At 57.1% G+C, this 25622-nt stretch carries 23 protein-coding genes and 3 tRNA genes; 23 read left to right on the top strand and 3 right to left on the bottom strand.

Annotated features, from left to right (window positions below; genetic code table 11):
* Positions 1 to 36 precede the first annotated feature (36 nt).
* Positions 37 to 1098, bottom strand: coding sequence for a small ribosomal subunit biogenesis GTPase RsgA (gene rsgA, locus MC50_RS10620; RefSeq protein ID WP_032697143.1), 1062 nt, complete (start codon positions 1096 to 1098; stop codon positions 37 to 39).
* A gap of 160 nt (positions 1099 to 1258) precedes the next feature.
* On the opposite strand from rsgA, the gene orn reads away from it, so the two are divergent.
* Positions 1259 to 1804: an oligoribonuclease gene (orn, locus tag MC50_RS10630; RefSeq protein WP_004857009.1), complete on the top strand. Its 546-nt coding sequence runs from the start codon at positions 1259 to 1261 to the stop codon at positions 1802 to 1804.
* 38 nt (positions 1805 to 1842) lie between these two features.
* Here the strand turns inward: orn and MC50_RS10635 are convergent, their stop codons facing one another.
* Positions 1843 to 2577 (bottom strand): arginine ABC transporter substrate-binding protein, encoded by a 735-nt coding sequence (locus MC50_RS10635; protein ID WP_047663816.1) that lies wholly within the window; start codon positions 2575 to 2577, stop codon positions 1843 to 1845.
* 286 nt (positions 2578 to 2863) lie between these two features.
* On the opposite strand from MC50_RS10635, the gene MC50_RS10640 reads away from it, so the two are divergent.
* The 3 genes from MC50_RS10640 to MC50_RS10650 all read left to right on the top strand — a co-directional run bounded on the left by MC50_RS10640 (position 2864) and on the right by MC50_RS10650 (position 3138).
* Positions 2864 to 2939, top strand: a tRNA-Gly gene (locus MC50_RS10640).
* A gap of 23 nt (positions 2940 to 2962) precedes the next feature.
* A tRNA-Gly gene (locus tag MC50_RS10645) sits at positions 2963 to 3038 on the top strand.
* A 24-nt stretch (positions 3039 to 3062) separates the two neighbouring features.
* Positions 3063 to 3138: transfer RNA gene (locus MC50_RS10650), tRNA-Gly, on the top strand.
* A gap of 271 nt (positions 3139 to 3409) precedes the next feature.
* On the opposite strand, the gene queG is transcribed toward MC50_RS10650, so the two are convergent.
* Positions 3410 to 4549, bottom strand: coding sequence for a tRNA epoxyqueuosine(34) reductase QueG (gene queG, locus MC50_RS10655; protein ID WP_032697146.1), 1140 nt, complete (start codon positions 4547 to 4549; stop codon positions 3410 to 3412).
* Positions 4550 to 4562: 13 nt separating this feature from the next.
* Between queG and nnr the strand changes: the two genes are divergently transcribed.
* The 19 genes from nnr (at position 4563) to rlmB (ending at position 25407) form a co-directional block, all read left to right on the top strand.
* A complete protein-coding gene (gene nnr, locus MC50_RS10660; protein WP_162180054.1) occupies positions 4563 to 6098 on the top strand; it encodes a bifunctional ADP-dependent NAD(P)H-hydrate dehydratase/NAD(P)H-hydrate epimerase in 1536 nt (511 codons plus the stop codon).
* Complete coding sequence (gene tsaE / locus MC50_RS10665; RefSeq protein WP_032689837.1) at positions 6067 to 6525, top strand: tRNA (adenosine(37)-N6)-threonylcarbamoyltransferase complex ATPase subunit type 1 TsaE; 459 nt, start codon at positions 6067 to 6069, stop codon at positions 6523 to 6525. The genes nnr and tsaE overlap by 32 nt, the downstream gene beginning before the upstream one ends.
* 11 nt (positions 6526 to 6536) lie before the next feature.
* Positions 6537 to 7868 carry an N-acetylmuramoyl-L-alanine amidase AmiB gene (amiB, locus tag MC50_RS10670; protein WP_032697148.1) on the top strand — a complete coding sequence of 444 codons (1332 nt, stop codon included), beginning with the start codon at positions 6537 to 6539 and terminating at the stop codon, positions 7866 to 7868.
* 10 nt (positions 7869 to 7878) lie between these two features.
* Entirely contained in the window at positions 7879 to 9741 is a 1863-nt protein-coding gene (mutL, locus tag MC50_RS10675; protein ID WP_032689835.1) for a DNA mismatch repair endonuclease MutL, read from the top strand.
* Positions 9734 to 10684, top strand: a complete 951-nt coding sequence (gene miaA / locus MC50_RS10680; RefSeq protein WP_032689833.1) for a tRNA (adenosine(37)-N6)-dimethylallyltransferase MiaA — start codon at positions 9734 to 9736, stop codon at positions 10682 to 10684. Before mutL ends, miaA begins: the two co-directional genes overlap by 8 nt.
* 92 nt (positions 10685 to 10776) lie before the next feature.
* Complete coding sequence (hfq, locus tag MC50_RS10685; protein WP_004857035.1) at positions 10777 to 11085, top strand: RNA chaperone Hfq; 309 nt, start codon at positions 10777 to 10779, stop codon at positions 11083 to 11085.
* A 254-nt stretch (positions 11086 to 11339) separates the two neighbouring features.
* Positions 11340 to 12620 (top strand): ribosome rescue GTPase HflX, encoded by a 1281-nt coding sequence (gene hflX / locus MC50_RS10690; protein WP_004857038.1) that lies wholly within the window; start codon positions 11340 to 11342, stop codon positions 12618 to 12620.
* Positions 12621 to 12685: 65 nt separating this feature from the next.
* Positions 12686 to 13942, top strand: coding sequence for an FtsH protease activity modulator HflK (hflK, locus tag MC50_RS10695; protein ID WP_004857040.1), 1257 nt, complete (start codon positions 12686 to 12688; stop codon positions 13940 to 13942).
* Positions 13943 to 13944: 2 nt separating this feature from the next.
* Entirely contained in the window at positions 13945 to 14949 is a 1005-nt protein-coding gene (gene hflC, locus MC50_RS10700; protein WP_032689832.1) for a protease modulator HflC, read from the top strand.
* Positions 14950 to 15169: 220 nt separating this feature from the next.
* A complete protein-coding gene (locus MC50_RS10705; RefSeq protein WP_032689831.1) occupies positions 15170 to 15367 on the top strand; it encodes a DUF2065 domain-containing protein in 198 nt (65 codons plus the stop codon).
* Positions 15368 to 15469: 102 nt separating this feature from the next.
* Entirely contained in the window at positions 15470 to 16768 is a 1299-nt protein-coding gene (locus MC50_RS10710) for an adenylosuccinate synthase (protein WP_004857049.1), read from the top strand.
* A gap of 227 nt (positions 16769 to 16995) precedes the next feature.
* Positions 16996 to 17421: a nitric oxide-sensing transcriptional repressor NsrR gene (nsrR, locus tag MC50_RS10715; RefSeq protein ID WP_032689830.1), complete on the top strand. Its 426-nt coding sequence runs from the start codon at positions 16996 to 16998 to the stop codon at positions 17419 to 17421.
* A 38-nt stretch (positions 17422 to 17459) separates the two neighbouring features.
* The gene (gene rnr / locus MC50_RS10720; protein ID WP_047663818.1) at positions 17460 to 19916 is read left to right on the top strand and encodes a ribonuclease R; all 2457 of its coding nucleotides are present in this window, start codon (positions 17460 to 17462) and stop codon (positions 19914 to 19916) included.
* A 284-nt stretch (positions 19917 to 20200) separates the two neighbouring features.
* Complete coding sequence (gene cuyA, locus MC50_RS10725; protein WP_032698333.1) at positions 20201 to 21217, top strand: D-cysteate sulfo-lyase; 1017 nt, start codon at positions 20201 to 20203, stop codon at positions 21215 to 21217.
* Positions 21210 to 21917: a cysteate racemase gene (gene cuyB, locus MC50_RS10730; RefSeq protein WP_047663820.1), complete on the top strand. Its 708-nt coding sequence runs from the start codon at positions 21210 to 21212 to the stop codon at positions 21915 to 21917. The genes cuyA and cuyB overlap by 8 nt, the downstream gene beginning before the upstream one ends.
* Before the next feature lie 74 nt (positions 21918 to 21991).
* Positions 21992 to 22999: a taurine ABC transporter substrate-binding protein gene (locus MC50_RS10735; protein ID WP_032689826.1), complete on the top strand. Its 1008-nt coding sequence runs from the start codon at positions 21992 to 21994 to the stop codon at positions 22997 to 22999.
* Positions 22996 to 23766: an ABC transporter permease gene (locus MC50_RS10740; RefSeq protein WP_032689824.1), complete on the top strand. Its 771-nt coding sequence runs from the start codon at positions 22996 to 22998 to the stop codon at positions 23764 to 23766. Before MC50_RS10735 ends, MC50_RS10740 begins: the two co-directional genes overlap by 4 nt.
* On the top strand, positions 23766 to 24542 hold the full coding sequence (locus MC50_RS10745; protein ID WP_032697153.1) for an ABC transporter ATP-binding protein: 777 nt from the start codon (positions 23766 to 23768) through the stop codon (positions 24540 to 24542). Before MC50_RS10740 ends, MC50_RS10745 begins: the two co-directional genes overlap by 1 nt.
* A 133-nt stretch (positions 24543 to 24675) precedes the next feature.
* Positions 24676 to 25407: a 23S rRNA (guanosine(2251)-2'-O)-methyltransferase RlmB gene (gene rlmB, locus MC50_RS10750; RefSeq protein ID WP_004857074.1), complete on the top strand. Its 732-nt coding sequence runs from the start codon at positions 24676 to 24678 to the stop codon at positions 25405 to 25407.
* The last annotated feature ends 215 nt before the right edge of the window (positions 25408 to 25622 follow it).

Raw genomic sequence — 25622 nt, forward strand, 5'->3', positions numbered from 1 at the left:
AAAAGGGGACGATTCTAACGATGCTCAGCTTAAATGTCAGTCATCGGATGATGAAAAGCTTTTACGCGTTTTTACCTGTACCTGAGTCATGCTTTCCAGAATGCGGTGATAGTTTTCAAAACGGCTCCCGGCGATGTGGCCATTTTCTACCGCTTCACGAATGGCGCAGCCCGGATCGGTATCGTGCTTGCAGTCGCGATATTTACAACGGCCTAAATAATCATGGAATTCGACAAAGCCGTGGGTAATTTGTTCCGCCTCCAGGTGCCACAGGCCGAATTCGCGAACGCCGGGGGAGTCAATGACATCGCCGCCGTGCGGGAAGTGATAGAGGCGCGCGGCGGTGGTGGTGTGCTGGCCAAGTCCTGAGTTGTCAGAGACGTCATTGGTCAGGATCTGATCTTCATGCAGACCCAGCAGCGCATTCAGCAGGCTGGATTTGCCTACCCCGGACTGCCCGGCAAAGATACTGATGCGGTCTGTGAGCGCTTCCTCAAGCGGCTTGAGGCCATCCTGAGTACGACTGGAAACCATCAGCACGCGATAGCCGATGCCGCGGTAGATATCCATCTGCTCGTTAACGAAGGCCATGCCGTCGGCATCCAGCAGATCGGTCTTATTGAGCACAATCAGCGGTTCAACGTCCAGCGTCTCGCAGGCGACCAGATAGCGGTCGATAATGTTCAGGGACAGCTCGGGCAGGATCGCGGAAACAATGACGATTTGATCGATATTGGCGGCGATGGGTTTGACGCCATCGTAAAAGTCCGGACGGGTCAGGACGGAGGTTCGGTCGTGTACCGCCTCTACAATCCCCTTCACATTGACGCCGTCGGCGGCATCTTTACCTGGTCTCCAGACGACGCGATCGCCGGTCACCAGCGAACGGATTGTGCGGCGAATATTGCAACGGTGAACGCTACCGTCGGCGGATTCGACATCGGCATGCATGCCAAAGCGGCTGATGACGATCCCTTCGGAGGTTTCACCAAACAGGTTGTCATCGTAATCGGCCTTCTCCGAAGTCGTTTTCAGGCGGCGCTGGTGGTTGGCCTTCACGCGGCGCTGTTGGCCTTTGGAGAGTTTATTTTTACTCAATCGGACTGGCTCCTGGTCGCCCTAAGTGGGCAAAACCTCTATGATACACGCTATCTAAGATGAATATCGACCCGTCATCTTGCAAGATGCTGGTACGTTGCTTTGCCTGCATCCTGAAGTTTTACGGGCCAGAATTGTAAAATTATGGGTGGAAAATAGCATGAGTGCAGATGAAAACAACCTGATTTGGATCGATCTCGAAATGACCGGGCTGGATCCTGAGCGCGATCGCATTATTGAAATCGCCACTCTGGTGACCGATGCGCACCTGAATATTCTGGCGGAAGGGCCGACGATTGCGGTTCACCAGTCCGACGCGCAGCTGGCGCTGATGGATGAGTGGAACGTGCGCACGCATACCGGGAGCGGGCTGGTCGAACGCGTTAAGGCCAGCACCCTGGGCGATCGCGAAGCGGAACTGGCGACCCTCGAATTTCTTAAACAGTGGGTGCCGGCGGGCAAATCGCCTATCTGCGGCAACAGCATTGGTCAGGATCGCCGCTTCCTGTTCAAATATATGCCTGAGCTGGAAGCTTATTTCCACTACCGCTACCTCGACGTCAGCACGCTGAAAGAGCTGGCGCGCCGCTGGAAGCCGGAAATCCTTGATGGTTTTAAAAAGCAGGGCACCCATCAGGCGATGGATGATATCCGCGAGTCGGTAGCGGAACTGGCTTACTATCGCGAGAACTTTATCAAGCTGTAATACCAGCGCCGGGGTCAGATGGCCCCGGCGTTGCTCTCTTATTTAAACCACTTCTGTTCCATCGCCTGGAAGTCAGGCGACGCCTTAACCACCTCCAGCGCAGCATTCATGGCATTGAGCAGCTCCGGATCGTCTTTACGTAGCGCAATGGCATATTGCTTGCCGTAATATTTCGGGTCGGTCGCTCGTTCATCCATCATGGCGTAGTCAGGATTCTCCTGCAGCCACGGGTCGAGGGTGGTCTGGTCACCCATTACCGCATTCACGCTCCCCTCTTTCAGCGCGGCCAGTGCACTGGCCTCATTGTCATACTCGATGACGTCGACCCCTTTTTGTTTATCGTGCAGATAGTGCTGATGGACGGTGCCTTTAACGACGCCGAGCTTCTTGCCCTTCAGATCGGCGAAGCGGTGGGCGGCCCCTTTTTCCGTCACGACCACGCCGGAGAGCGTCTGACGATAGGGCTGGGTAAAGGCGACCTGCTTTTCGCGCATGGGGATGACTTCAATGCCGGCAATGATGGCATCGAATTTTTTAAAGCGCAGCGCGGGAATCAGCGTATTGAAGTCCTGCGGGGTAAATTTGCATTCGGCCTGCATCTGTTTACACAGCGCTTTGGCCAGATCGATATCAAACCCTGAGGGCTGGTTTTTCGCATTCACGGTTTCAAAGGGCGGATTGGCCGTCGTGGTGCCGAAATGCAGCGTCGTCGCAGATGCTGTCCCTGCAGCAAGCAGCGTGGTCAGCAGCAGGACGGAAAGCGCTCTTGTCATCTGAATTTCCCTGTTTGTCATGGTTGTTGACCGTTAGCGGGTATCGCGACCCGGAAATCTGAGCGATTTTGCGCCTTTAGCACGGCTGGAAAAAGTTATTTTGCCTTGTCCGATGCTTATTTGTACAATTTGGCGGCATGTCTGGCGATAAAATGTCCATTCAGACAAAAAACGCAAAAAAGTGTTCGCAGGGGGGTTGCAGGTAAATCGAATTCTCGTATAATGCGCCTCCCGTGACGAAGCAGAAATGCACATCACGGCGCCGTAGAAATATGGCAAGAAGTATGCGGGAATAGCTCAGTTGGTAGAGCACGACCTTGCCAAGGTCGGGGTCGCGAGTTCGAGTCTCGTTTCCCGCTCCAAAATTTGAAAGCACCATACCCAAGCGGGAATAGCTCAGTTGGTAGAGCACGACCTTGCCAAGGTCGGGGTCGCGAGTTCGAGTCTCGTTTCCCGCTCCAAAATTTGAAAGTCACCATACCCAAGCGGGAATAGCTCAGTTGGTAGAGCACGACCTTGCCAAGGTCGGGGTCGCGAGTTCGAGTCTCGTTTCCCGCTCCAAAATTTCTTCTCATCTCCAGTTTATCCACAGTGCAAAATCGCACCAGGGATGCTTTCCGCTGTCGTAAGAAAAATACTGTAAACAGAGTTATCCACAGGTTAAACTCTTTCCGCCTGACGTTGAAAAACTTCACTTGTTGAATGATATCAATCTATCTATTTGATATTTAACAAATAAATTTCATTTCAAAGTGTTAATTCGATCACTTGACGAACGTCTGCGTGTTGAAACGCAATGTATTTTTGTTTTTATTCACAGCCTGTGAATGAATCAGGCATCCCTCGGCAACCCTTTCTCAATCACCCGGACCAGACGCTGTTTCTTCGGCAACTGCACTTCAACCACGTTGGCATTGCGCTTGTCGATTTGCTGCGCCACCGCCCACTCAATGTGTTCATCGAGTAGTGGGTGCTCACCTCGGCGACTTTCCAGCGCCGTCAGATGCGCTTCATCCCAGGGCGCATTGCCCAATGCAACGGCAATATTCCGTAGCCAGCGCAGATGACCGATGCGGCGAATGGCAGAACCCTCCGTCACCTTGAGAAAATGGGCTTCGCTCCACGCAAACAGCTCTACCAGCGGCGGCGCATGCAGCGCTTTACGCGGGCTGAAATCCGCTTCGTCCGTTAACTGCGAGAAGCGGTTCCACGGGCAAATCAACTGGCAGTCATCGCAGCCGTAAATGCGGTTGCCGATCAGCGGGCGAAACTCCTCGGGAATGGCGCCTTCCAGCTCAATGGTCAGATAGGAGATACAGCGGCGGGCATCCACGGTATAAGGTTCGACAATTGCGCCGGTGGGGCAGATAGTCATGCAGGCCACGCAACGGCCGCACTCCTCCGTCACCGGACTGTCGATGGGGAGCGGAATATCAACGAGCAGTTCGCCGAGGAAAAAGAACGATCCGGCATCGCGGTTGAGAATCAGCGAGTGCTTGCCGGTCCAGCCAAGTCCGGCTTTTTCCGCCAAAGGGCGCTCCAGAATGGGCGCAGAATCGACAAACGGTCTAAAATTGAGCGAAGCACACTGTTCCTGAATCATCTCTCCGAGTTTTTTCAGGCGGTTACGCAACAGTTTATGATAATCACGCCCAAGGGCATAACGGCTGACGTAACCCAGCGTGGGATCTTTCAGGGTGCGGGCAAAAGCGGCGTTGGCGGGAAGATAGTTCATCCGCACGCTGATCACGCGTAACGTACCGGGCTGAAGCTCATGGGGACGGGCGCGCATCATTCCGTGACGCGCCATCCATTCCATCTCGCCGTGGTATTGTTTATCCAGCCATGCCTGCAGTTTAGGTTCGCTGGCGCTGAGATCGGTATCGGTAATCCCGACCTGCTGGAACCCCAGTTCAGTGCCCCATTGCTTGATTTGCTGCGCTAACTTATTGAGATCGAGGGGCTGAGACATGATGGACCATACGATGACGAAAAACCCTGTGAGTATACCACACTTCATCTGGCCTGCAGATGCGCTGCGGCGCGCGGAAAAAGCGGCGGCGGACAGTCTGGGCCTGACGCTGTTTGAGCTGATGATACGGGCCGGGGAAGCGGCTTTTCAGCGGGCGCGAGCCGACTACCCTGCCAGCAAGCACTGGCTGATCCTCTGCGGTCATGGCAATAACGGTGGTGATGGCTACGTGGTGGCGCGCCTGGCGCAGGCCGACGGCATCGCCGTCACGCTGCTGGCACTCGAGAGCGAGAAAGCGCTGCCGGAAGAAGCCAGCGCCGCGCGTGATGCGTGGTTGAACGCCGGTGGAACCATTCACGCCGCAGATATCCCCTGGCCACAGGATATTTCTCTCATTATCGACGGGCTTCTTGGCACCGGGCTGCATAGCGCTCCGCGGGAGAACATCGCGACCTTAATCCAGCGTGCGAATGCGCATCCTGCGCCGGTTGTGGCGCTGGATATTCCCTCGGGACTCAATGCGCAAACCGGGAGCACCCCTGGGGCGGTGATAGATGCGGCCTGCACGATCACGTTTATTGGCCTCAAGCCCGGGCTGCTGACGGGCAAAGCCCGGGATGTGGTTGGCCGCCTGTACTACCACGCGCTGGGACTCGAAAGTTGGTTGGCTGCGCAGACGGTGCCGCTGCGGCGTTTCGATGCGTCACAGCTGGCCGACTGGCTCCCTCCAAGACGTCCGACATCGCATAAAGGCGATCACGGTAAGCTGGTGATTATCGGTGGCGATCGCGGTACCGCTGGCGCTATCCGCATGGCCGGTGAAGCGGCGTTACGGGCGGGGGCGGGTTTGGTGCGAGTGCTCACTCACAAAGAAAACATTGCCCCTATCGTCGCCGCCAGGCCTGAATTAATGGTCCACGAGCTGACGACGCAGAGTGTTGATGACAGCCTGCAGTGGGCCGATGTGGTGGCGATTGGCCCCGGCCTTGGACAAAACGAATGGGGAGCCCAGGCGCTGCGTCAGGTGTGGGATTGCCGCAAGCCGATGGTATGGGATGCGGATGCGTTGAACCTGCTGGCAATCAATCCCGATAAACGTCACAATCGTGTGCTGACGCCGCACCCCGGTGAAGCCGCCCGTCTGCTGAACTGTAACGTGGCAGAAATTGAAAGCGATCGCTTACTTTCTGCGCAACGTCTGGTAAAACGTTACGGAGGCGTGGTCGTGCTGAAAGGCGCGGGCACGGTGGTGGCCAGCGAAGCAGGCGAGATGGGCATTATCGATGCCGGCAATGCCGGGATGGCCAGCGGCGGAATGGGCGATGTGCTGACCGGTATTATCGCCGCACTGTCAGGACAACGGCTGACGCCGTATGATGCCGCCTGCGCCGGCTGCGTGGCGCATGGCGAAGCCGCTGACCGACTGGCTGCCCGCTATGGCAGCCGCGGGATGCTGGCGACCGATCTCTTTTCCACGCTCAGGCGTGTTGTTAACCCGGATGTGATTGACCTGAACCATGATGAACCGAGTGATTCCTTTAGCCGATGAGCAGGCAACTTTAGACCTTGGTGACCGTATTGCGCAGGCCTGTACTGGCGCGACGGTCATCTATCTGTATGGCGATTTAGGGGCGGGGAAAACGACCTTCAGCCGCGGCTTTTTACACGCGCTCGGCCATCGCGGGAATGTCAAAAGCCCGACCTATACGCTGGTGGAGCCCTATACGCTCGATCATCTGATGGTGTACCACTTTGACCTGTATCGTCTGGCGGACCCTGAAGAGCTCGAGTTTATGGGGATCCGTGATTATTTTGCTAATGATGCCATCTGCCTGGTGGAGTGGCCTCAACAAGGTGCGGGTGTATTGCCTGAGCCGGATGTCGAAATCCATCTTGCATATCAGGCACAAGGGCGTGAGGCGCGCGTTACGGCGGTCTCTGCATTGGGTGAGTCTATATTGACGCGTTTAGCCTGAAGGATAACGGGATGATCTATCGCATAACCAGTTGGCTGGCCGCGACGCTGATGCTGTTTAGCATTCAGGCCACTGCGGCAAGTTTATCCGATATCCAGGTTGCAAATGGAGATCAGCAGGCCCGTATTACGATTAGCTTTATCGGCGATCCCGAATATTCGTTCACTCCACAGGGCAAGCGTACCGTGGCGCTGGATATTAAGCAGAGCGGCGCGCTTCAGGGGCTACCGCTGCTGTTCAGCGGCAACAATCTGGTGAAAAGCATTCGGGCGGGAACGCCGCAGGATACCCAGACTCTGCGACTGCTGGTGGATCTGACGGAAGATGGTAAAACGCGCGCGGTGAAGCAGCAAAATGGCTCAAACTACACCGTGGTTTTCACCATTAACGCCGATGCTCCGCCTCCACCGCCGCCGCCGGTGGTAGCCAAACGGGTAGAAGCCCCTGTCGTGCAGCCTGTACGCCCGGCTGAGCCCGCACGGAATCCGTTCAAATCGTCCGGTAGCGAACGACAAACGGCGATGACCAGCAGCCAGAGCGTGACGCGCCCGGTAAGCCGTGCGGTGGCGTCGGATGATAAGGTGATTATCGCCATTGATGCCGGTCACGGTGGACAGGATCCTGGCGCGATTGGACCGAACGGCACCAAAGAGAAGAATGTCACGATTGCCATCGCTCGCAAACTGCGCGCGCTGTTAAATGCCGATCCGCTATTCAAGCCAGTGTTGACCCGCGATGGGGATTACTTTATTTCGGTGATGGGGCGTTCTGACGTGGCGCGTAAGCAGAATGCTAACTTCCTGGTGTCCATTCACGCCGATGCGGCACCGAATCGCGATGCCACCGGCGCGTCGGTATGGGTGCTGTCCAACCGTCGTGCGAACAGCGAGATGGCGGGCTGGCTCGAGCAGCATGAGAAGCAGTCTGAACTGCTGGGCGGCGCGGGCGATGTGCTGGCGAACAGCCAGTCGGACCCTTACCTGAGCCAGGCGGTGCTGGATTTACAGTTCGGTCATTCACAGCGCGTTGGCTATGATGTGGCGACAAACGTATTGAGCCAGCTGCAGCGGGTGGGCGATCTGCACAAACGCCGCCCTGAGCATGCCAGCCTTGGCGTATTGCGCTCGCCGGATATTCCGTCGATCCTGGTGGAAACCGGCTTTATCAGCAACACCGGAGAAGAGCGCCTGTTAGGCAGCGACAATTATCAGCAGCAGATTGCCGAAGCCATTTATAACGGCCTGCGTAACTACTTTATGCAACATCCGCTTCAGTCGGCACCGCGCGGAGAGACCGCCCAAACCGCCAGCGCCACTTCGCCTGGCAGGACGTTGATCAATTAAGGAGTCAGTCATGCCGATTCAGGTTCTACCGCCGCAGCTCGCCAACCAGATTGCCGCAGGTGAGGTGGTGGAACGTCCGGCGTCGGTGGTGAAGGAGCTGGTAGAAAACAGTCTCGACGCTGGCGCGACGCGAATTGATATTGATATCGAGCGCGGCGGCGCAAAGCTTATCCGCATTCGCGATAACGGCTGCGGGATCAAAAAGGACGAGCTGGCGCTGGCGCTGGCCCGTCATGCCACCAGTAAAATTGCCACGCTCGACGACCTGGAAGCGATTATCAGCCTCGGTTTTCGCGGCGAGGCGCTGGCCAGTATCAGCTCGGTTGCCCGACTGACGCTGACTTCCCGCACTGCGGAACAGCAGGAGGCCTGGCAGGCCTACGCCGAAGGGCGCGATCAGGAGGTGACCGTCAAACCGGCGGCGCATCCGGTTGGGACCACGCTGGAAGTGCTGGATCTGTTTTACAACACCCCGGCGCGGCGCAAGTTTATGCGTACCGAAAAGACCGAGTTTGGCCACATCGATGAAATCGTCAGACGTATTGCGCTGGCGCGTTTTGACGTCACCATTAACCTCAGCCATAACGGCAAAGCGGTGCGCCAGTATCGTGCGGTGCCTGAGGGCGGTCAGCGCGAACGGCGGCTGGGCGCGATCTGCGGCATGCCGTTTCTCGAACATGCCCTGGCGATCGAGTGGCAGCATGGCGATCTGACCCTGCGCGGCTGGGTGGCCGACCCTTTACATACCAACCCGACGCTGGCGGAAATTCAGTATTGCTACGTCAATGGTCGCATGATGCGCGATCGTTTAATTAATCATGCGATTCGTCAGGCCTGCGAAGATAAGCTGGGGGCCGACCAGCAGCCGGCATTTGTGCTTTATCTGGAGATCGATCCGCACCAGGTGGATGTCAACGTCCACCCGGCGAAGCATGAAGTCCGTTTCCACCAGTCGCGTCTGGTGCATGACTTTATCTATCAGGGCGTATTGAGCGTGCTCCAGCAGCAGCTTAACGCCCCGCTGGCAGAAGAACACGAAGCGGAGCCGCTGCGCCCGACGGTTCCGGAAAACCGGGTGGCGGCGGGCGGCAACCACTTTGCCCAGCCGGCGGCGGTTCGTGAGCCCGCGGCACCGCGCTATAGTAGCGAGGCGCCGCGCCCGTCTCCGGGAGCTGCTGCGGGCGCGGCCAGCTGGCCGCATGCGCAGCCCGGCTATCAGAAACAGCAGGGGGCGCTCTATCGCCAGCTGCTGGAAACACCGGCGGTGGAACGCAAAAGCAGCGCACCGGCACCTGCAGCGGAGGGGCTATCCGGGCACAGCCAAAGCTTTGGCCGCGTACTGACTATCGTTGCTGGTGATTGCGCGCTGCTGGAACGAGACGGCAAGCTGGCGCTGCTGTCGTTGCCGGTTGCCGAACGCTGGCTGCGGCAGGCGCAGCTGACGCCGGAGGTAGAGCCGGTGTGCGCTCAGCCGCTGCTGATCCCGCTGCGGCTGAAAGCGTCCGCTGCGGAGAAAGCGGCGCTGGATAAAGCGCAGTCGGCGCTGGCGTTACTGGGTATCGATCTGCAGTCTGACGCGCAACATTTAACGGTTCGCGCCGTGCCTTTACCCTTAAGACAACAAAATTTACAAATCTTGATTCCTGAACTGATAGGCTACCTGGCGCAGCAAAAGGCATTCGACGTCGGCAACATCGCGCAGTGGATCGCGCGTAATCTGGCGAGCGAACATGCGCAGTGGAATATGGCGCAGGCGATTACCGTGCTGGCCGACGTTGAACGTTTGTGCCCGCAGCTGGTAAAAGCGCCGCCGGGTGGTCTGTTACAACCTGTTGATTTACATTCGGCGATGACTGCCCTGAAAGATGAGTGATACCACCACGGCGAGCCTGCCTAAGGCAATATTTTTAATGGGCCCGACGGCCTCCGGTAAAACCGCCCTGGCGATTGCTTTGCGTAAAATTTTACCGGTAGAGTTGATTAGTGTTGATTCCGCCCTTATCTATCGAGGAATGGATATTGGCACTGCCAAGCCAGATGCCGCGGAGCTGAGCGCTGCGCCGCATCGGCTGCTGGACATTCGCGATCCGGCAGAGGCTTATTCCGCGGCGGATTTTCGCCGCGATGCGCTGGCTGAAATGGCGGAGATCGTCGCAGCCGGGCGTATTCCGCTACTGGTTGGCGGAACGATGTTGTATTTCAAAGCGTTGCTGGAAGGATTGTCGCCGTTACCGTCGGCGGATCCACAGGTCAGGGCTAAAATTGAGCAGCAGGCAGCAGAGCAGGGGTGGCACGCATTGCACCGGCAGCTACAGGAGATCGATCCCGTTGCCGCCGCGCGTATTCATCCAAATGATCCGCAAAGACTTTCCCGGGCACTGGAAGTTTTTTTCATTTCGGGTAAAACTTTAACGGAACTGACGCAAACGTCAGGAGACGCTCTGCCGTACCAGGTGCATCAGTTCGCCATCGCCCCGGCGAGCCGTGAACTGCTCCATCAACGCATAGAGCAGCGTTTTCATCAGATGTTGGCTTCGGGTTTTGAAGCAGAAGTACGGGCGCTTTTTGCCCGCGGAGATTTGCATACGGATATGCCTTCCATTCGTTGTGTCGGATACCGCCAGATGTGGTCATATCTTGATGGCGAGATCCCGTATGATGAAATGGTTTATCGAGGTGTTTGCGCCACGAGACAGTTAGCGAAACGTCAGATTACCTGGTTACGCGGCTGGGAAGATATTCACTGGTTAGATAGTGAACATCCTGAACAGGCGCTCAACAAAGTATTACAGGTAGTTGGTGCGAGCCAGGACTGAACGTGTACAATTAAACGGTATCGTGCGTAATTTTTTTTAAGAATCGTAAGGTTCTGAGTACAAAACAAGCATACATATAAGGAAAAGAGAGAATGGCTAAGGGGCAATCTTTACAAGATCCGTTCCTGAACGCTTTGCGTCGGGAACGCGTTCCGGTTTCTATTTATTTGGTGAATGGTATTAAGCTGCAAGGGCAAATTGAGTCTTTCGATCAGTTCGTGATCCTGTTGAAAAACACGGTCAGCCAGATGGTCTACAAGCACGCAATTTCTACTGTTGTCCCGTCTCGCCCGGTGTCTCACCACAGCAATAATGCTGGCGGCGGTACAAGCAACTATCACCACGGTGGTAGCGCGCAGGGTTCATCTGCGCCGCAGCAAGACAGCGAAGACACCGAATAAGGTTGATGCTGTTTTTCCATGCCGGGGAGCCAGGTTTATTCGATGCGTTTCAGGTTGCAGAAAGGCGGCGCGTAGTGACTCCCCAGCCATTTGCGTAAGTAAATGACTGGGGTGAATAACAAATTTGCCAGGGGCAGATTTGAACGACGCGTGTGGCGGCCCGGCCAGAGTCGGGCAAGAAAGCCAACGTCCATGCGACCTGAAAGACAACGGGTAACTGTGTTCCCCGCTGGTATTTTATAAGGGGTTTACGCTTGTTTGACCGTTATGATGCCGGTGAGCAGGCGGTGCTGGTACACATCTATTTTTCGCAAGACAAAGATATGGAAGACCTTCAGGAGTTTGAATCCCTGGTCTCCTCTGCCGGTGTCGAAGCAATGCAGGTGATTACCGGTAGCCGTAAAGCACCGCACCCAAAATATTTTGTTGGTGAAGGTAAGGCTGTCGAAATTGCGGAAGCCGTAAAAGCGACCGGCGCGTCAGTCGTGCTGTTCGATCATGCCCTGAGCCCGGCTCAGGAACGAAATCTGGAGCGCTTATGCGAATGCCGGGTTATCGATCGCACAGGTCTTATCTTAGATATTTTTGCCCAGCGCGCGCGTACCCATGAAGGGAAACTGCAGGTTGAGCTGGCACAGCTGCGCCATATGGCCACGCGCCTGGTTCGCGGCTGGACCCACCTTGAAAGACAGAAAGGCGGGATTGGTTTGCGCGGCCCGGGTGAAACCCAGCTCGAAACTGACCGTCGACTCCTGCGCAATCGGATCATGCAGATCCTGTCGCGGCTGGAGAAAGTGTCAAAACAGCGTGAGCAAGGACGGCGGTCACGAGCCAAAGCCGATATTCCAACCGTCTCGCTGGTGGGATACACCAACGCCGGAAAATCAACGCTGTTCAACCAGATAACGGAAGCCGAGGTCTACGCTGCGAACCAGCTGTTCGCGACGCTGGATCCGACGCTGCGCCGCATTGATGTTACCGATGTGGGCGAGACCGTGCTGGCGGATACCGTTGGCTTTATTCGCCATCTGCCGCACGATCTGGTCGCGGCGTTTAAAGCCACTTTGCAGGAGACGCGTCAGGCGACGCTGCTGCTGCACGTGATTGATGCAGCCGATGTTCGGGTGCAGGAAAACATTGATGCAGTAAATACGGTCCTGGCGGAAATTGAGGCCGATGAGATCCCGATGCTGCTGGTGATGAACAAAATCGACATGCTGGATGATTTTGAACCGCGTATCGATAGAGATGAAGAGAATAAACCGATTCGGGTCTGGCTCTCCGCCCAGACCGGGGTTGGCGTACCACTGCTTTTTCAGGCTTTGACGGAACGGCTTTCCGGTGAAGTAGCGCAGCACACGTTGCGTCTACCGCCACAGGAAGGGCGACTGAGAAGTCGGTTCTATCAGCTTCAGGCGATAGAAAAAGAGTGGCTGGAGGATGACGGCAGCGTGGGTCTGCAGGTGCGCATGCCGATCGTTGACTGGCGTCGCCTCTGTAAACAAGAGCCAGCGCTGGTTGATTACGTGATTTGACCTTGCAGCTTGCCTGAAGATATTAACCCCTGTGGGGATATCAAAAACAAATATGGAGCATATACATGGCGTGGAATCAGCCCGGTAATAACGGACAGGACCGCGACCCGTGGGGGAGCAGCAATAACCAAGGCGGCAACTCCGGGGGAAATGGCAATAAAGGTGGTCGCGAGCAGGGGCCGCCCGATCTGGATGATATCTTCCGCAAGTTAAGTAAAAAACTTGGCGGTCTCGGTGGCGGTAAAGGGGGCCAGGGGAGCGGTAGCAGCTCTCAGGGACCACGCGGCCCGATGGGCGGACGCATTGTCGGCATCGTGGCGGCGGCTGCGGTTATTATCTGGGCTGCCAGCGGTTTCTATACCATCAAGGAAGCTGAACGTGGTGTGGTCACTCGCTTTGGTAAATTCAGCCATCTGGTTGAGCCAGGTCTTAACTGGAAGCCAACCTTTATCGATAACGTTCAGGCCGTTAACGTTGAGTCGGTACGTGAACTGGCGGCTTCTGGCGTCATGCTGACGTCCGATGAAAACGTCGTGCGCGTTGAGATGAACGTCCAGTATCGTGTGACCGATCCTGAGCGCTACCTGTTTAGCGTAGCCAGCGCGGACGATAGCCTGCGTCAGGCAACCGACAGCGCCCTGCGCGGCGTAATCGGCAAGTACACCATGGACCGCATTTTGACCGAAGGTCGTACCGTTATTCGTAGCGATACCCAGCGTGAGCTGGAAGAGACGATTCGTCCGTACAACATGGGGATCACCCTGCTGGACGTCAACTTCCAGACGGCACGTCCGCCGGAAGAAGTGAAGGCGGCATTTGATGATGCGATTGCGGCGCGTGAGAACGAGCAGCAATACATCCGTGAAGCCGAAGCTTATACCAACGAAGTTCAGCCGCGAGCCAATGGTCAGGCGCAGCGTATCCTTGAAGAGGCGCGTGCGTACAAAACTCAGACCGTTCTCGAAGCACAGGGTGAAGTTGCGCGCTTTGCGAAGATCCTGCCTGAGTATAAAGCTGCGCCGGAAATCACCCGTGAACGTCTGTATATCGAAAGCATGGAAAAAGTGCTTAGCCATACCCGTAAAGTGCTGGTGAACGATAAGGGCGGCAACCTGATGGTTCTGCCTCTGGACCAGATGCTGAAAGGCGCCGGTGCTCCGGCGGCAAAGAGCGGTAGCAGTGGCGCGAGCGATCTGCTGCGTCTGCCGCCTGCATCCAGCTCAAGCAGTGCCAGCACCACGCCGACCACCACGGACGGCAACATTATGGACCAACGCCGCGCTAACGCGCAGCGTAACGACTACCAGCGTCAGGGGGAATAACGATGCGTAAATCTGTTATTGCGATAATTGTCATCGTGCTGGTAGTGCTTTACATGTCGATCTTTGTCGTCAAAGAAGGCGAGCGTGGGATTACGCTGCGCTTTGGTAAAGTTCTCCGCGATAGTGAAAACAAACCGCTGGTCTATTCTCCGGGTCTGCACTTCAAGCTCCCGTTTATTGAATCAGTGAAAATGCTGGATGCGCGCATCCAGACCATGGACAACCAGGCCGATCGCTTTGTTACCAAAGAGAAGAAAGACCTGATCGTTGACTCCTACATCAAATGGCGTATCAGCGACTTCAGCCGCTACTACCTGGCAACCGGCGGCGGCGACGTCTCCCAGGCCGAAGTGCTGCTGAAGCGTAAGTTCTCTGACCGTCTGCGTTCCGAAATTGGTCGCCTGGACGTGAAGGATATCGTCACCGATTCCCGCGGTCGTCTGACGCTGGAAGTGCGTGATGCGTTGAACTCCGGTTCAGCGGGGACAGAAGATGAAGTCAGTACGCCGGCGGCCGACGATGCTATCGCTAAAGCGGCAGAGCGCGTATCGGCAGAAACCAACGGTAAGGTGCCGGTTATTAACCCGAACAGTATGGCGGCGCTGGGTATTGAAGTTGTCGACGTACGTATCAAGCAGATCAACCTGCCGGCTGAAGTGTCCGAAGCGATTTACAACCGTATGCGCGCCGAGCGTGAAGCGGTTGCGCGTCGTCATCGTTCACAGGGCCAGGAAGAGGCTGAGAAGCTGCGCGCAACGGCGGACTATGAAGTCACCAAGACGCTGGCTGAAGCGGAACGTCAGGGCCGTATCATGCGTGGTGAAGGTGATGCGGATGCCGCGAAGCTGTTTGCCGATGCATTTAGCCAGGATCCGGGCTTCTATGCCTTTATCCGTAGCCTGCGCGCCTATGAGAATAGCTTCCAGAGCAATCAGGACGTGATGGTTCTCAGCCCGGACAGCGATTTCTTCCGCTATATGAAATCGCCGGACTCAGTTCGCAAGTAAGTGATATTGTGAGTAAAAAGGCGCCTTGAGAAAGGCGCCTTTTTTATAGGTGCAGTTTTATAAATAACTTTTAACACAATAAGTTATGGGCATTTTTGTGCGATACCAGTTCATAATGAACGTGAAATACCGGACAATGCCGCAAAAGGTCTGTTTCCGCATTGCTCTCCCGTCAATGCCTCTTGTGGGCGGGGACGAGCTTTCTTTCTAAGGGTCAATAATGAACGCAACAATCTGGCTGGCACTGGCGCTGGTTTTAGTACTCGAAGGGCTCGGGCCACTGCTTTATCCGCGCGCCTGGCGTCGGATGGTCGCGACAATGAGCCAGCTGCCGGATAATTTATTACGCCGTTTTGGCGGTGGTCTTGTGGTTGCCGGGTTTGTCATCTACTACATGTTGACGAAATCGCTGGCTTGATCAAAAAGTGGTCAGACTTGCCTGGAATTGCCTGCAAAAAGTGCTGTAACTCTGAAAAAGCGATGGTAGAATCCATTTTTAAGCAAACGGTGATTTTGAAAAATGGGTAACAACGTCGTCGTACTGGGCACCCAATGGGGTGACGAAGGTAAAGGGAAGATCGTCGATCTCCTGACTGAACGGGCTAAATATGTTGTGCGCTACCAGGGTGGCCACAACGCAGGCCATACTCTCGTAATCAACGGTGAAAAAACCGTCCTCCATCTTATTCCATCAGGTATTCTTCGCGAGAATGTCACCAGCATCATCGGTAACGGTGTCGTGCTGTCTCCGGCTGCGCTGATGAAAGAGATGAAAGGTCTGGAAGACCGTGGTATCCCTGTTCGTGAGCGTCTGCTGCTGTCCGAAGCCTGTCCGCTTATCCTCGATTATCATGTCGCGCTGGACGTTGCGCGTGAGAAAGCACGTGGTGCGAAAGCTATCGGTACCACCGGTCGCGGCATCGGCCCGGCTTACGAAGATAAAGTCGCACGCCGCGGTCTGCGCGTTGGTGACCTGTTTGATAAAGCAACCTTCGCTGTCAAACTGAAAGAAGTGATGGAATATCACAACTTCCAGCTGGTGAACTTCTACAAAGCAGAAGCGGTTGACTATCAGAAAGTGCTGGATGATGTCATGGCGATTGCCGACATTCTGACGGCGATGGTTGTCGATGTTTCCGATCTGCTGGACCAGGCGCGTAAGCGCGGCGACTTCGTGATGTTCGAAGGCGCGCAGGGGACTCTGCTGGATATCGACCACGGTACCTATCCGTACGTGACTTCGTCTAACACCACCGCAGGTGGCGTGGCGACCGGTTCCGGCCTGGGTCCGCGTTACGTGGATTACGTTCTGGGAATCATCAAAGCCTACTCGACTCGCGTCGGCGCAGGTCCGTTCCCGACTGAGCTGTTTGATGATATCGGCGAGTTCCTGTGCAAGCAGGGTAACGAGTTCGGCGCCACTACCGGCCGTCGTCGTCGTACCGGCTGGCTGGATATCGTTGCGATCCGTCGCGCGGTGCAGATCAACTCCCTGTCTGGCTTCTGCCTGACCAAGCTGGACGTTCTGGACGGCCTGAAAGAAGTGAAGCTCTGCGTTGCCTATCGTCTGCCGGACGGCCGCGAAGTGACGACCACTCCGCTGGCTGCTGACAACTGGGAAGGCATTGAGCCGATTTATGAAACCATGCCAGGCTGGTCTGAAACCACCTTCGGTGTGAAAACGCGCAGCGGTCTGCCGCAGGCAGCGCTGAACTATATCGCGCGCATTGAAGAGCTGACCGGCGTGCCGGTTGATATCATCTCTACCGGTCCCGACCGTTCTGAGACGATGATTCTGCGCGATCCGTTTGACGCATAATCATCTCCTGGGGCGCCGCTAAGGCGCCCCTTGTTTTTGCTGTTCACCCGCCCCATTTCAAATAAATTAGCGGCCTGAGCGCTGGCTGGTTTATCATCAATACAGTATCAATACGGTCTTACCCGAGGATTAATACACACCAGCTTTCAGGATGCGGCCGATCGCACAACGCAGCAGTGACCTGAATGATGAGTGTATGCCGCTTTCCCCCTTACCCTGAGGTTGATGTGCAGTTAACGAGTTTCACGGATTACGGATTACGGGCGCTGATTTATATGGCCTCGTTGCCGGAAGGAAGAATGACGAGTATCTCCGAAGTGACGGAGGTTTACGGCGTTTCCCGTAATCATATGGTAAAAATAATCAATCAGTTAAGTCGTGCTGGCTATGTAATGGCCGTGCGGGGTAAGAACGGGGGGATTCGCCTGGGTAAGCCGGCGAAAACCATTCGGGTTGGCGATGTCGTCCGCGATCTGGAACCGCTGTCGCTGGTCAACTGCAGCAGCGAATTTTGCCATATTACCCCCGCCTGTCGCCTGAAAAAGGCGCTGGCTGAAGCTGCGCAAAGTTTTCTCAAGGAACTAGATAACTACACGCTGGCTGATTTGGTTGAAGAAAATCAACCGCTTTATAAATTATTACTGGTGGAGTGACATAAACTCTCATCAGAGATGACAACGGAGGAACCGACATGTCACAAGATCCTTTCCAGGAACGCGAAGCTGAAAAGTATGCGAATCCAATCCCAAGCCGGGAATTTATCCTCGATCATTTAGCAAAACGTGAAAAACCGGCCAGTCGCGACGAGCTGGCGACAGAACTGAATATCGAAGGAGAAGAACAACTCGAGGGGCTGCGACGCCGCCTGCGCGCCATGGAGCGTGACGGGCAGCTGGTCTTTACCCGCCGCCAGTGCTACGCATTGCCCGAGCGTCTCGACCTGCTCAAAGGCACCGTTATCGGCCACCGCGACGGCTATGGCTTCCTGCGCGTCGAAGGGCGTAAAGATGACCTTTATCTCTCTTCTGAGCAGATGAAAATGTGCATCCATGGCGATCAGATCCTTGCGCAGCCGCTGGGCGCGGACCGTAAAGGCCGCCGCGAAGCGCGCGTAGTGCGCATTCTGGTGCCAAAAACCAGCCAGATTGTCGGCCGCTATTTCACCGACGCCGGCGTGGGCTTTGTCGTACCGGATGACAGCCGTCTGAGCTTTGACATCCTGATCCCGCCGGAAGAGGTAATGGGCGCGCGCATGGGCTTCGTGGTGGTCGTGGAGCTGACCCAGCGTCCGACCCGACGTACTAAAGCGATCGGTAAAATCGTCGAAGTGCTGGGTGATAATATGGGCACCGGCATGGCGGTTGACATGGCGCTGCGTACCCATGAAATCCCTTACACCTGGCCGCCGGCGGTAGAGAAACAGGTTTCGGTGCTGAAAGAGCAGGTGCCGGAAGAGGCGAAAGCGGGCCGCGTGGATTTACGCGACCTGCCGCTGGTGACTATCGATGGCGAAGATGCCCGCGACTTTGATGACGCCGTTTACTGCGAGAAAAAACGCGGCGGCGGCTGGCGCCTGTGGGTGGCGATTGCCGACGTCAGCTACTATGTGCGTCCCGGGACACCGCTGGACGCTGAAGCACGCAGCCGCGGTACTTCGGTCTACTTCCCGTCCCAGGTCGTACCGATGCTGCCGGAAGTGCTCTCCAACGGCTTATGTTCCCTGAACCCGCAGGTCGATTGCCTGTGCATGGTTTGCGAGATGACCATTTCGTCCAAGGGACGCCTGACCGGCTACAAGTTCTATGAAGCGGTGATGAGCTCACACGCGCGGCTGACCTACACCAAGGTGTGGCATATGCTGCAGGGTGACCAGGAGCTGCGTGAGCACTATGCGCCGCTGGTGAAACATATCGAAGAGCTGCATGCGCTTTATAAAGTGCTGGATAGCGCCCGTGAAGAACGCGGCGGGATCTCCTTCGAGAGCGAAGAAGCGAAGTTTATCTTTAACGCTGAACGCCGCATTGAGCGCATTGAGCAGACGCAGCGTAACGATGCGCACAAACTGATCGAAGAGTGCATGATTCTGGCGAACATCTCCGCCGCACGCTTTGTTGAGAAGGCGCTGGAGCCGGCGCTGTTCCGTATCCACGATAAGCCGAGCACTGAAGCGATTACCGCATTCCGTTCCGTACTGGCGGAGCTGGGGCTGGAGCTGCCTGGCGGCAATAAACCAGAGCCGCGTGATTACGCTGAGCTGCTGACCTCAATTGCCGATCGTCCGGATCATGAAATGCTGCAAACCATGCTGCTGCGTTCGATGAAGCAGGCGATATACGACCCGGAGAACCGCGGCCACTTTGGCCTGGCGCTGCAGTCCTACGCGCACTTCACTTCACCGATTCGTCGTTACCCGGACCTGTCGTTGCACCGTGCTATTAAGTATCTGCTGGCGAAAGAGCAGGGCCATAAAGGCAACAGCACCGAAACCGGCGGCTGGCACTACAGCATGGATGAGATGCTGCAGCTGGGCGCGCACTGTTCGATGACCGAACGGCGTGCCGATGAAGCCACCCGCGAAGTTTCTGACTGGCTGAAGTGTGACTTTATGCTCGATCAGGTGGGTAACGTCTTTAAAGGGGTGATTGCCAGCGTTACCGGTTTTGGTTTCTTCGTGCGTCTGGATGAGCTGTTTATCGATGGTCTGGTGCACGTCTCCTCGCTGGATAACGACTACTATCGTTTCGATCAGGTCGGGCAGCGTCTGATCGGTGAATCCGGCGGCCAGACGTATCGTCTGGGCGATCGCGTGGAAGTCCGCGTCGAAGCGGTCAACATGGACGAACGTAAAATCGACTTCTCGCTGATCTCCAGCGAGCGTGGACCGCGCAACGTCGGCAAGACCGCCCGGGAGAAGACGAAGAAGGCCAATGGTGCCAGCAATAATGCAGGCAAACCGTCCGGCCGTCGCCGTCAGGCGGGCAAGCAGGTGAACTTCGAGCCAGACAGCGCTTTCCGTGGTGATAAGGGCAAACCGAAACCGGCGAAAGCGAAGAAAGAGAAGGGCGCGAAAAAGCCGTCGGCCAAGACGCAAAAAATAGCGGCGGCGACGAAGGCGAAGCGCGCGGCGAAGAAAAAAGTCGCGGAGTAAGCGCCTCCGGCCCCTCAATCATTTGGGTAGCAGGGGAAACGCGCATCGTAGTGTACCGGTAACCCGAAGTATGACGGATAAATAACCCCTTCCAGCCGGAGGGGGTTATTCTTTTTTGCCTTAAGTCATTCCACAACAGAATAGATATTGCTCCCTTCCCCGCGTATTTCCTGCTTAGTCTGTTTTCAGCAATCGTTATTTATTCTTTTTGATTAGCCATATTTTTCCCCTGTGTATAGTGGATTTTACTTTTGATCCCCCCCTTTTATGTGCAAGGAGCATATATGCATCTGGCCCGTTTTCCCCGTGTGTCACTTGGTCATTTTCCGACCCCGCTTGAGCCGCTGGATAATTTGTCGAAATTATTAGGCGGGCCAAAAATATGGATAAAACGCGATGATGCGACCGGCCTGGCGAGCGGGGGGAATAAAACCCGCAAGCTGGAGTTTTTACTGGCGGATGCGCTGGCGAAAAACGCGGACGTGGTGATTACCCAGGGGGCCACGCAGTCTAACCATGTTCGTCAGACCATTGCCGGCGCCGCGCGTCTTGGCCTGCAGGCCAAAGCGCTGCTGGAGCAGCGGGTGACGGATTTTGGCGAGGATTATCAACGCTCCGGCAATGTGCTGCTGGATGAACTGCTGGGCGGGGAGATCGTGGCCCATCTGCCGGGGGGCACTGATATGCAGCAGGCGATGGAGGAGTATGCCGCCACGCTGCGTGAACAAGGACACAATCCGTACATCATTCCCGGCGGCGGCTCTAACCCCATCGGCGCGCTGGGCTACGTCGCCTGCGCCGAAGAGCTGTTGTATCAGTCATCTCAGCTACGTCTGCGCATCGACCATGTGGTTCACGCCACGGGCAGCACCGGTACTCAGGCGGGGCTGGTGGCGGGCTTTACGGCGACCAACAGCCACGTTCCGGTGCTGGGCATCAGCGTGCGTGCGCCGAAGGCGAAGCAGGAAGAGAACGTCTGGAACCTGGCGTCGAGAACCCTCAATCTGCTGGGCGTGGCGGGCGAGTTGCCGCGCAGCGCCGTGGTGGCCAATAGCGATTACGTCGGCGAGGGCTACGGTCTGCCCACCGCGGGAACGCTGGAAGCGCTGACGCTGCTGGCGCGCCACGAGGGTATTCTGCTGGATCCGGTCTACTCCGCGAAAGGAATGGCCGGGCTTATCGATCTGATTCGTCAGGGCCACTTCCGTCAGGATGAGAACGTGGTCTTTATCCATACCGGCGGCTCTGCCGGACTGTTCGGCTACCGCCAGCTGCTGGAGGCGCAGACCCGCCATGACTAAGCCGTTTCTGCTCGGCGTGCTGGGAGGGATGGGGCCACTCGCCACGCTGGATTTTCAGCGGCGCCTGCTTGATGCCACGCCGGCGCAGAACGATCAGCAGCAGATCCCTTCGGTGGTGTGGAACGTCCCGCAGATCGCGGACCGACAAAAGGCGCTGGCGGGAAGCGGGCCGTCGCCGCTGCCGCAGCTTATCCACGGTATTGAGCAGCTCAATCAGGCGGGGGCCAGCCATATCGCCATCCCCTGTAATACGGCGCATCACTGGTATGACGCCCTCAGTCAGGTGAGCGAAGCCCCGATTCTGCACATCGTTGACGCGACGCTGGCCGCGCTGGCGCAGCAGGCGGAACAACCTCAGCGGGTAGGGATTATCGCCACACAAGGCACGCTGGAGGCGGGCTGGTATCAGCACAAGCTGGCGGCGCAGGGGATGGCGGTTATTGAGCCGACGGCGGAGGAGCTGGCCAGGTGGTTTGTCCCCGGCTGTTACGCAGTCAAACGCGGCGCGCTGGAAGAAGGGGGCGAGCTGCTGGTGCGCCAGGCCAACGCGCTGTTTGCACGCGGCGCGCAAAAGCTGATTCTGGCCTGCACCGAGGTTCCCGTGGCGCTGGCGGCGGTGAAGGCGCCGTTTGCTGATCTGACGTTCGACCCGGCCCAGGCGCTGGCCGAGCGATGTTCGCAATTATGGCAGGCCCGTTAAGAGATCACTGAATACGATTGCGTCCGGTTATTGATCCGGCCGTGAAATGTCCGAATTTTCGAAGGGTAAATATAATGAAAAAGATTCTCTGCTTATTCCTTGCAGCGGGTAGTTTATGGGCCAACGCCAGCTTTGCGGAGACGCCGGCCGAAGTCCGGGTGGCTTATAGCGGCGGCTCCCAGGTATTAATGCTGGCGAAGGCCGATGGCTCTCTGGATAAAGCGTTAAACAGTAAAGTGAAGTGGGTGCAGTTTGCCTCCGGCGCCGATGCGTTAAATTATTTCGCCAGCAATGCGATTGATATTGCTAACTTCGGCTCCAGCCCGGCGGCGGCAGGGATCGTCAGAAAACTGCCGGTAGAGATTATTGGCGTCTCCGGCGTTATTGCCAGCTATGAACGACTGATTGGCAAAGAGGGCATCAGCAGCATTAAAGATATCGAAGGCAAGCGCGTGGCCTATCCGCCCAATTCGACGGCGCAATACGCCCTTGAAGCCGCCATCGACGTCAACAAACTGGACCGCAGCAAGATCACCCTCCTGCCGCTGCGCCCGGCAGATATGGTCGCCGCCTGGAAGCGCGGTGATATCGATGCCGGCTACGTCTGGGCGCCGTTTGCCCAGGAGCTGGAGTCCTCCGGCGGACATCAGGTCTTCGCCACCAAAGATCTGCAAAAAGATGGCTACCTGATTTACAACAACTACGTGGTGCGTAAAGCCTTTGCCGAGCAATATCCGCAGGTGGTGACCGCTTTCCTGCGCGTTCACCAGCAAAAGGTTGACGAATTTAAGCAAGACCCGGAGCGCGCGGCGGCTATCGTGGCGAAAGAAGTCGGCGCCCCGGTGACCACCGCGGCGAATACGCTTGGCGGCCTGGAATACCCCACGCTGAGCCAGCAGGGGACGGCGGCATGGCTGGGTAACGGGACGCAAACCTCCGACAGCGGTATCGGCAAAGCGCTGAGCAAAACCTCCGGCTTCCTCGCGGGGATTGGCGAAATCCGCAAACGCGACATTCCGGCTAACTGGGATGCGGCGATTGATTCACGCTATATCCGCGATGCGGCGGTAGCCGCGCAATGAGATTGAGCCAGCATATTGCCATCAGCATCGTCTCGGTGGCGGTTTTCTTTATCGTCTGGCAGGTCGCGGCGACGCGGCAGTGGGTCGACCCGCTGCTGCTGCCTTCGCTAACGGATATCGGCCTCACCACCGAAGAGCTGCTGGCGGATGGCTATCGCCAGGTGCCGCTGTGGGAACATATCGCGGTGAGCCTCGCGCGCGCCCTCAGCGCCTTTGCGGTCGCGATTATCATCGGCATTCCGCTGGGGCTGCTGATGGGGCTGTCGGATGGCCTCGCCGCCGTGTTAAACCCGTTCGTGCAGTTCCTGCGCCCACTGCCCAAAATCGCCCTGATCCCGCTGGCCGTGGTCTGGCTGGGGATCGGCGAAGCGTCCAAATTCTTCCTGATCTTTATCGCCACCTTTTTAAGCGTGGTGGTCGGGGCTTCTGCCGCCGTCGAGCGGATTGGCCGATCGCGCATTCGCGTAGCGCAAACCCTCGGCGCCTCGCGTCAGCAGATCTTCCTGCGGGTGGTGTTGCCGGATGCGCTACCCGATCTCTTCACCACCGTCAGGCTGTCGATCGGTATCGGCTGGACTTCGCTGATTGCGGCGGAGATGGTGGCGGCCAGTTCGGGTCTGGGCTGGATGGTGATTAACGCCAGCTCCTATCTGCGTACTGATATCGTCATGCTCGGCATTCTGCTGCTGGGCGGGATTGGCTATCTGCTGGATTTATTGCTGCTGGGGCTGCAACGGCTGTTTGTGCCCTGGGCGGGGAAAGAATAATGAGTGCCATCACGCTGGAAAACGTCTCGCTATCCTTTGCGGCTAAGCCGCAGCCGTTCACAGTGCTCGAGGATATCAGCCTGTCGCTGAATAAAGGGGAATTTGTCGTCCTGTTAGGCCCTTCGGGCTGCGGGAAATCCACCATTCTCAACCTGGTGGCCGGGTTTACCCAACCGGACCGGGGACGCGTGGCGGCGGGCGGTAAACCGGTACGCGCGCCGGGGCCGGATCGCGGCATGATTTTCCAGCAGCCGAATCTGTTCCCGTGGCTGTCGGTGCTGGAGAACGTCACCTTTGGCCCGCGGCTGGGCAAATACCGCAAACAAGAGACCAACGCGCGGGCGCTGGACTGGCTGGGGCGCGTGGGCCTGAAAGGGTTTGAGCATCACGCTCCCTGGCAGCTCTCCGGCGGCATGAAACAGCGGGTGGCGCTGGCGCGCGCCTGGCTGCCCGGCCCGGAGGTGCTGCTGCTGGATGAGCCGTTCGGCGCGCTGGATGCGCAAACCCGGCTGATGATGCAGGAGCTGCTGCGCGAGGCCTGGCTTTCGACCGGTACCACGCTGCTGTTCGTGACGCACGATGTCGAAGAAGCGCTGTTCCTCGCTGACCGTATTCTGATTATGTCAGCGAAGCCGGGGAAGATCGTCGAAGAGATTGTCCTGCCCTTCGGCCGTGAACGGGATATCGAAACCCTGGCGGAACACCCGCGCTACAGCGAGATTAAGCATCACGTTTTGCACCGCGTGCGCCAGGAGGCAAAACGGCATTTAGGTTAAACGCGATTCCCGGCGGCGGTCAGTTTAATCGGACAAGAGTCGATTTGAACGCTATGTCGGTTATAATAGGCGCAAGTGAAGTGGTTCACGGCCCAATTAACCCGGCGCATACCGCCCCAGATGAGTACCTTTAATGAGTGAAATGATTTACGGCATCCACGCGGTGCAGGCCCTGCTCGAGCGCGCTCCAGAGCGTTTTCAGGAAGTTTATATTCTGAAAGGCCGCGAGGATAAACGCCTGCTGCCGCTGATCCATGCGCTGGAAGCGCAGGGCGTGGTGATTCAGGTGGCTAACCGTCAGTTTCTTGACGAGAAAAGCGAAGGTGCCGTGCATCAGGGGATTATTGCCCGGGTGAAGCCGGGACGTCAGTATCAGGAGAACGATCTCCCGGACCTGCTGGCCTCGCTTGAGCAGCCGTTTCTGCTGATCCTCGATGGCGTCACCGATCCGCACAACCTTGGCGCCTGCCTGCGTAGCGCCGACGCGGCCGGAGTACACGCGGTGATTGTACCGCGCGACCGTTCCGCTCAGCTTAACGCGACGGCGAAAAAAGTGGCCTGCGGCGCGGCGGAAAATGTTCCGCTGATCCGCGTCACCAACCTCGCGCGCACCATGCGCCTGCTGCAGGAAGAGAATGTCTGGATCGTCGGTACCGCGGGTGAAGCGGACCACACCCTGTTCCAGAGCAAAATGACCGGCCCGATGGCGCTGGTCATGGGGGCGGAAGGTGAAGGAATGCGTCGTCTGACCCGTGAACACTGCGATGAGTTAATCAGTATCCCGATGGCTGGCAGCGTCTCTTCATTGAACGTCTCTGTCGCTACCGGGATTTGCCTGTTTGAAGCGGTGCGCCAGCGTAGCTGATATGTTTGCCGGGTGGCGGCTGCGCCTTACCCGGCCTACCGAACCGTAGGCCCGGCTGTGCCTTGCCCGTTCTACCGAACCGTAGGCCCGGCTGCGCCTTACCCGTTCTACCGAAGCGTAGGCCCGGCTGCGCCTTGCCCGTTCTACCGAAGCGTAGGCCCGGCTGCGCCTTGCCCGTTCTACCGAACCGTAGGCCCGGCTGCGCCTTACCCGGC

Origin of the sequence: Klebsiella planticola (assembly GCF_000783935.2) — a bacterium.
In the GTDB taxonomy this organism is placed as follows: domain Bacteria; phylum Pseudomonadota; class Gammaproteobacteria; order Enterobacterales; family Enterobacteriaceae; genus Klebsiella; species Klebsiella planticola.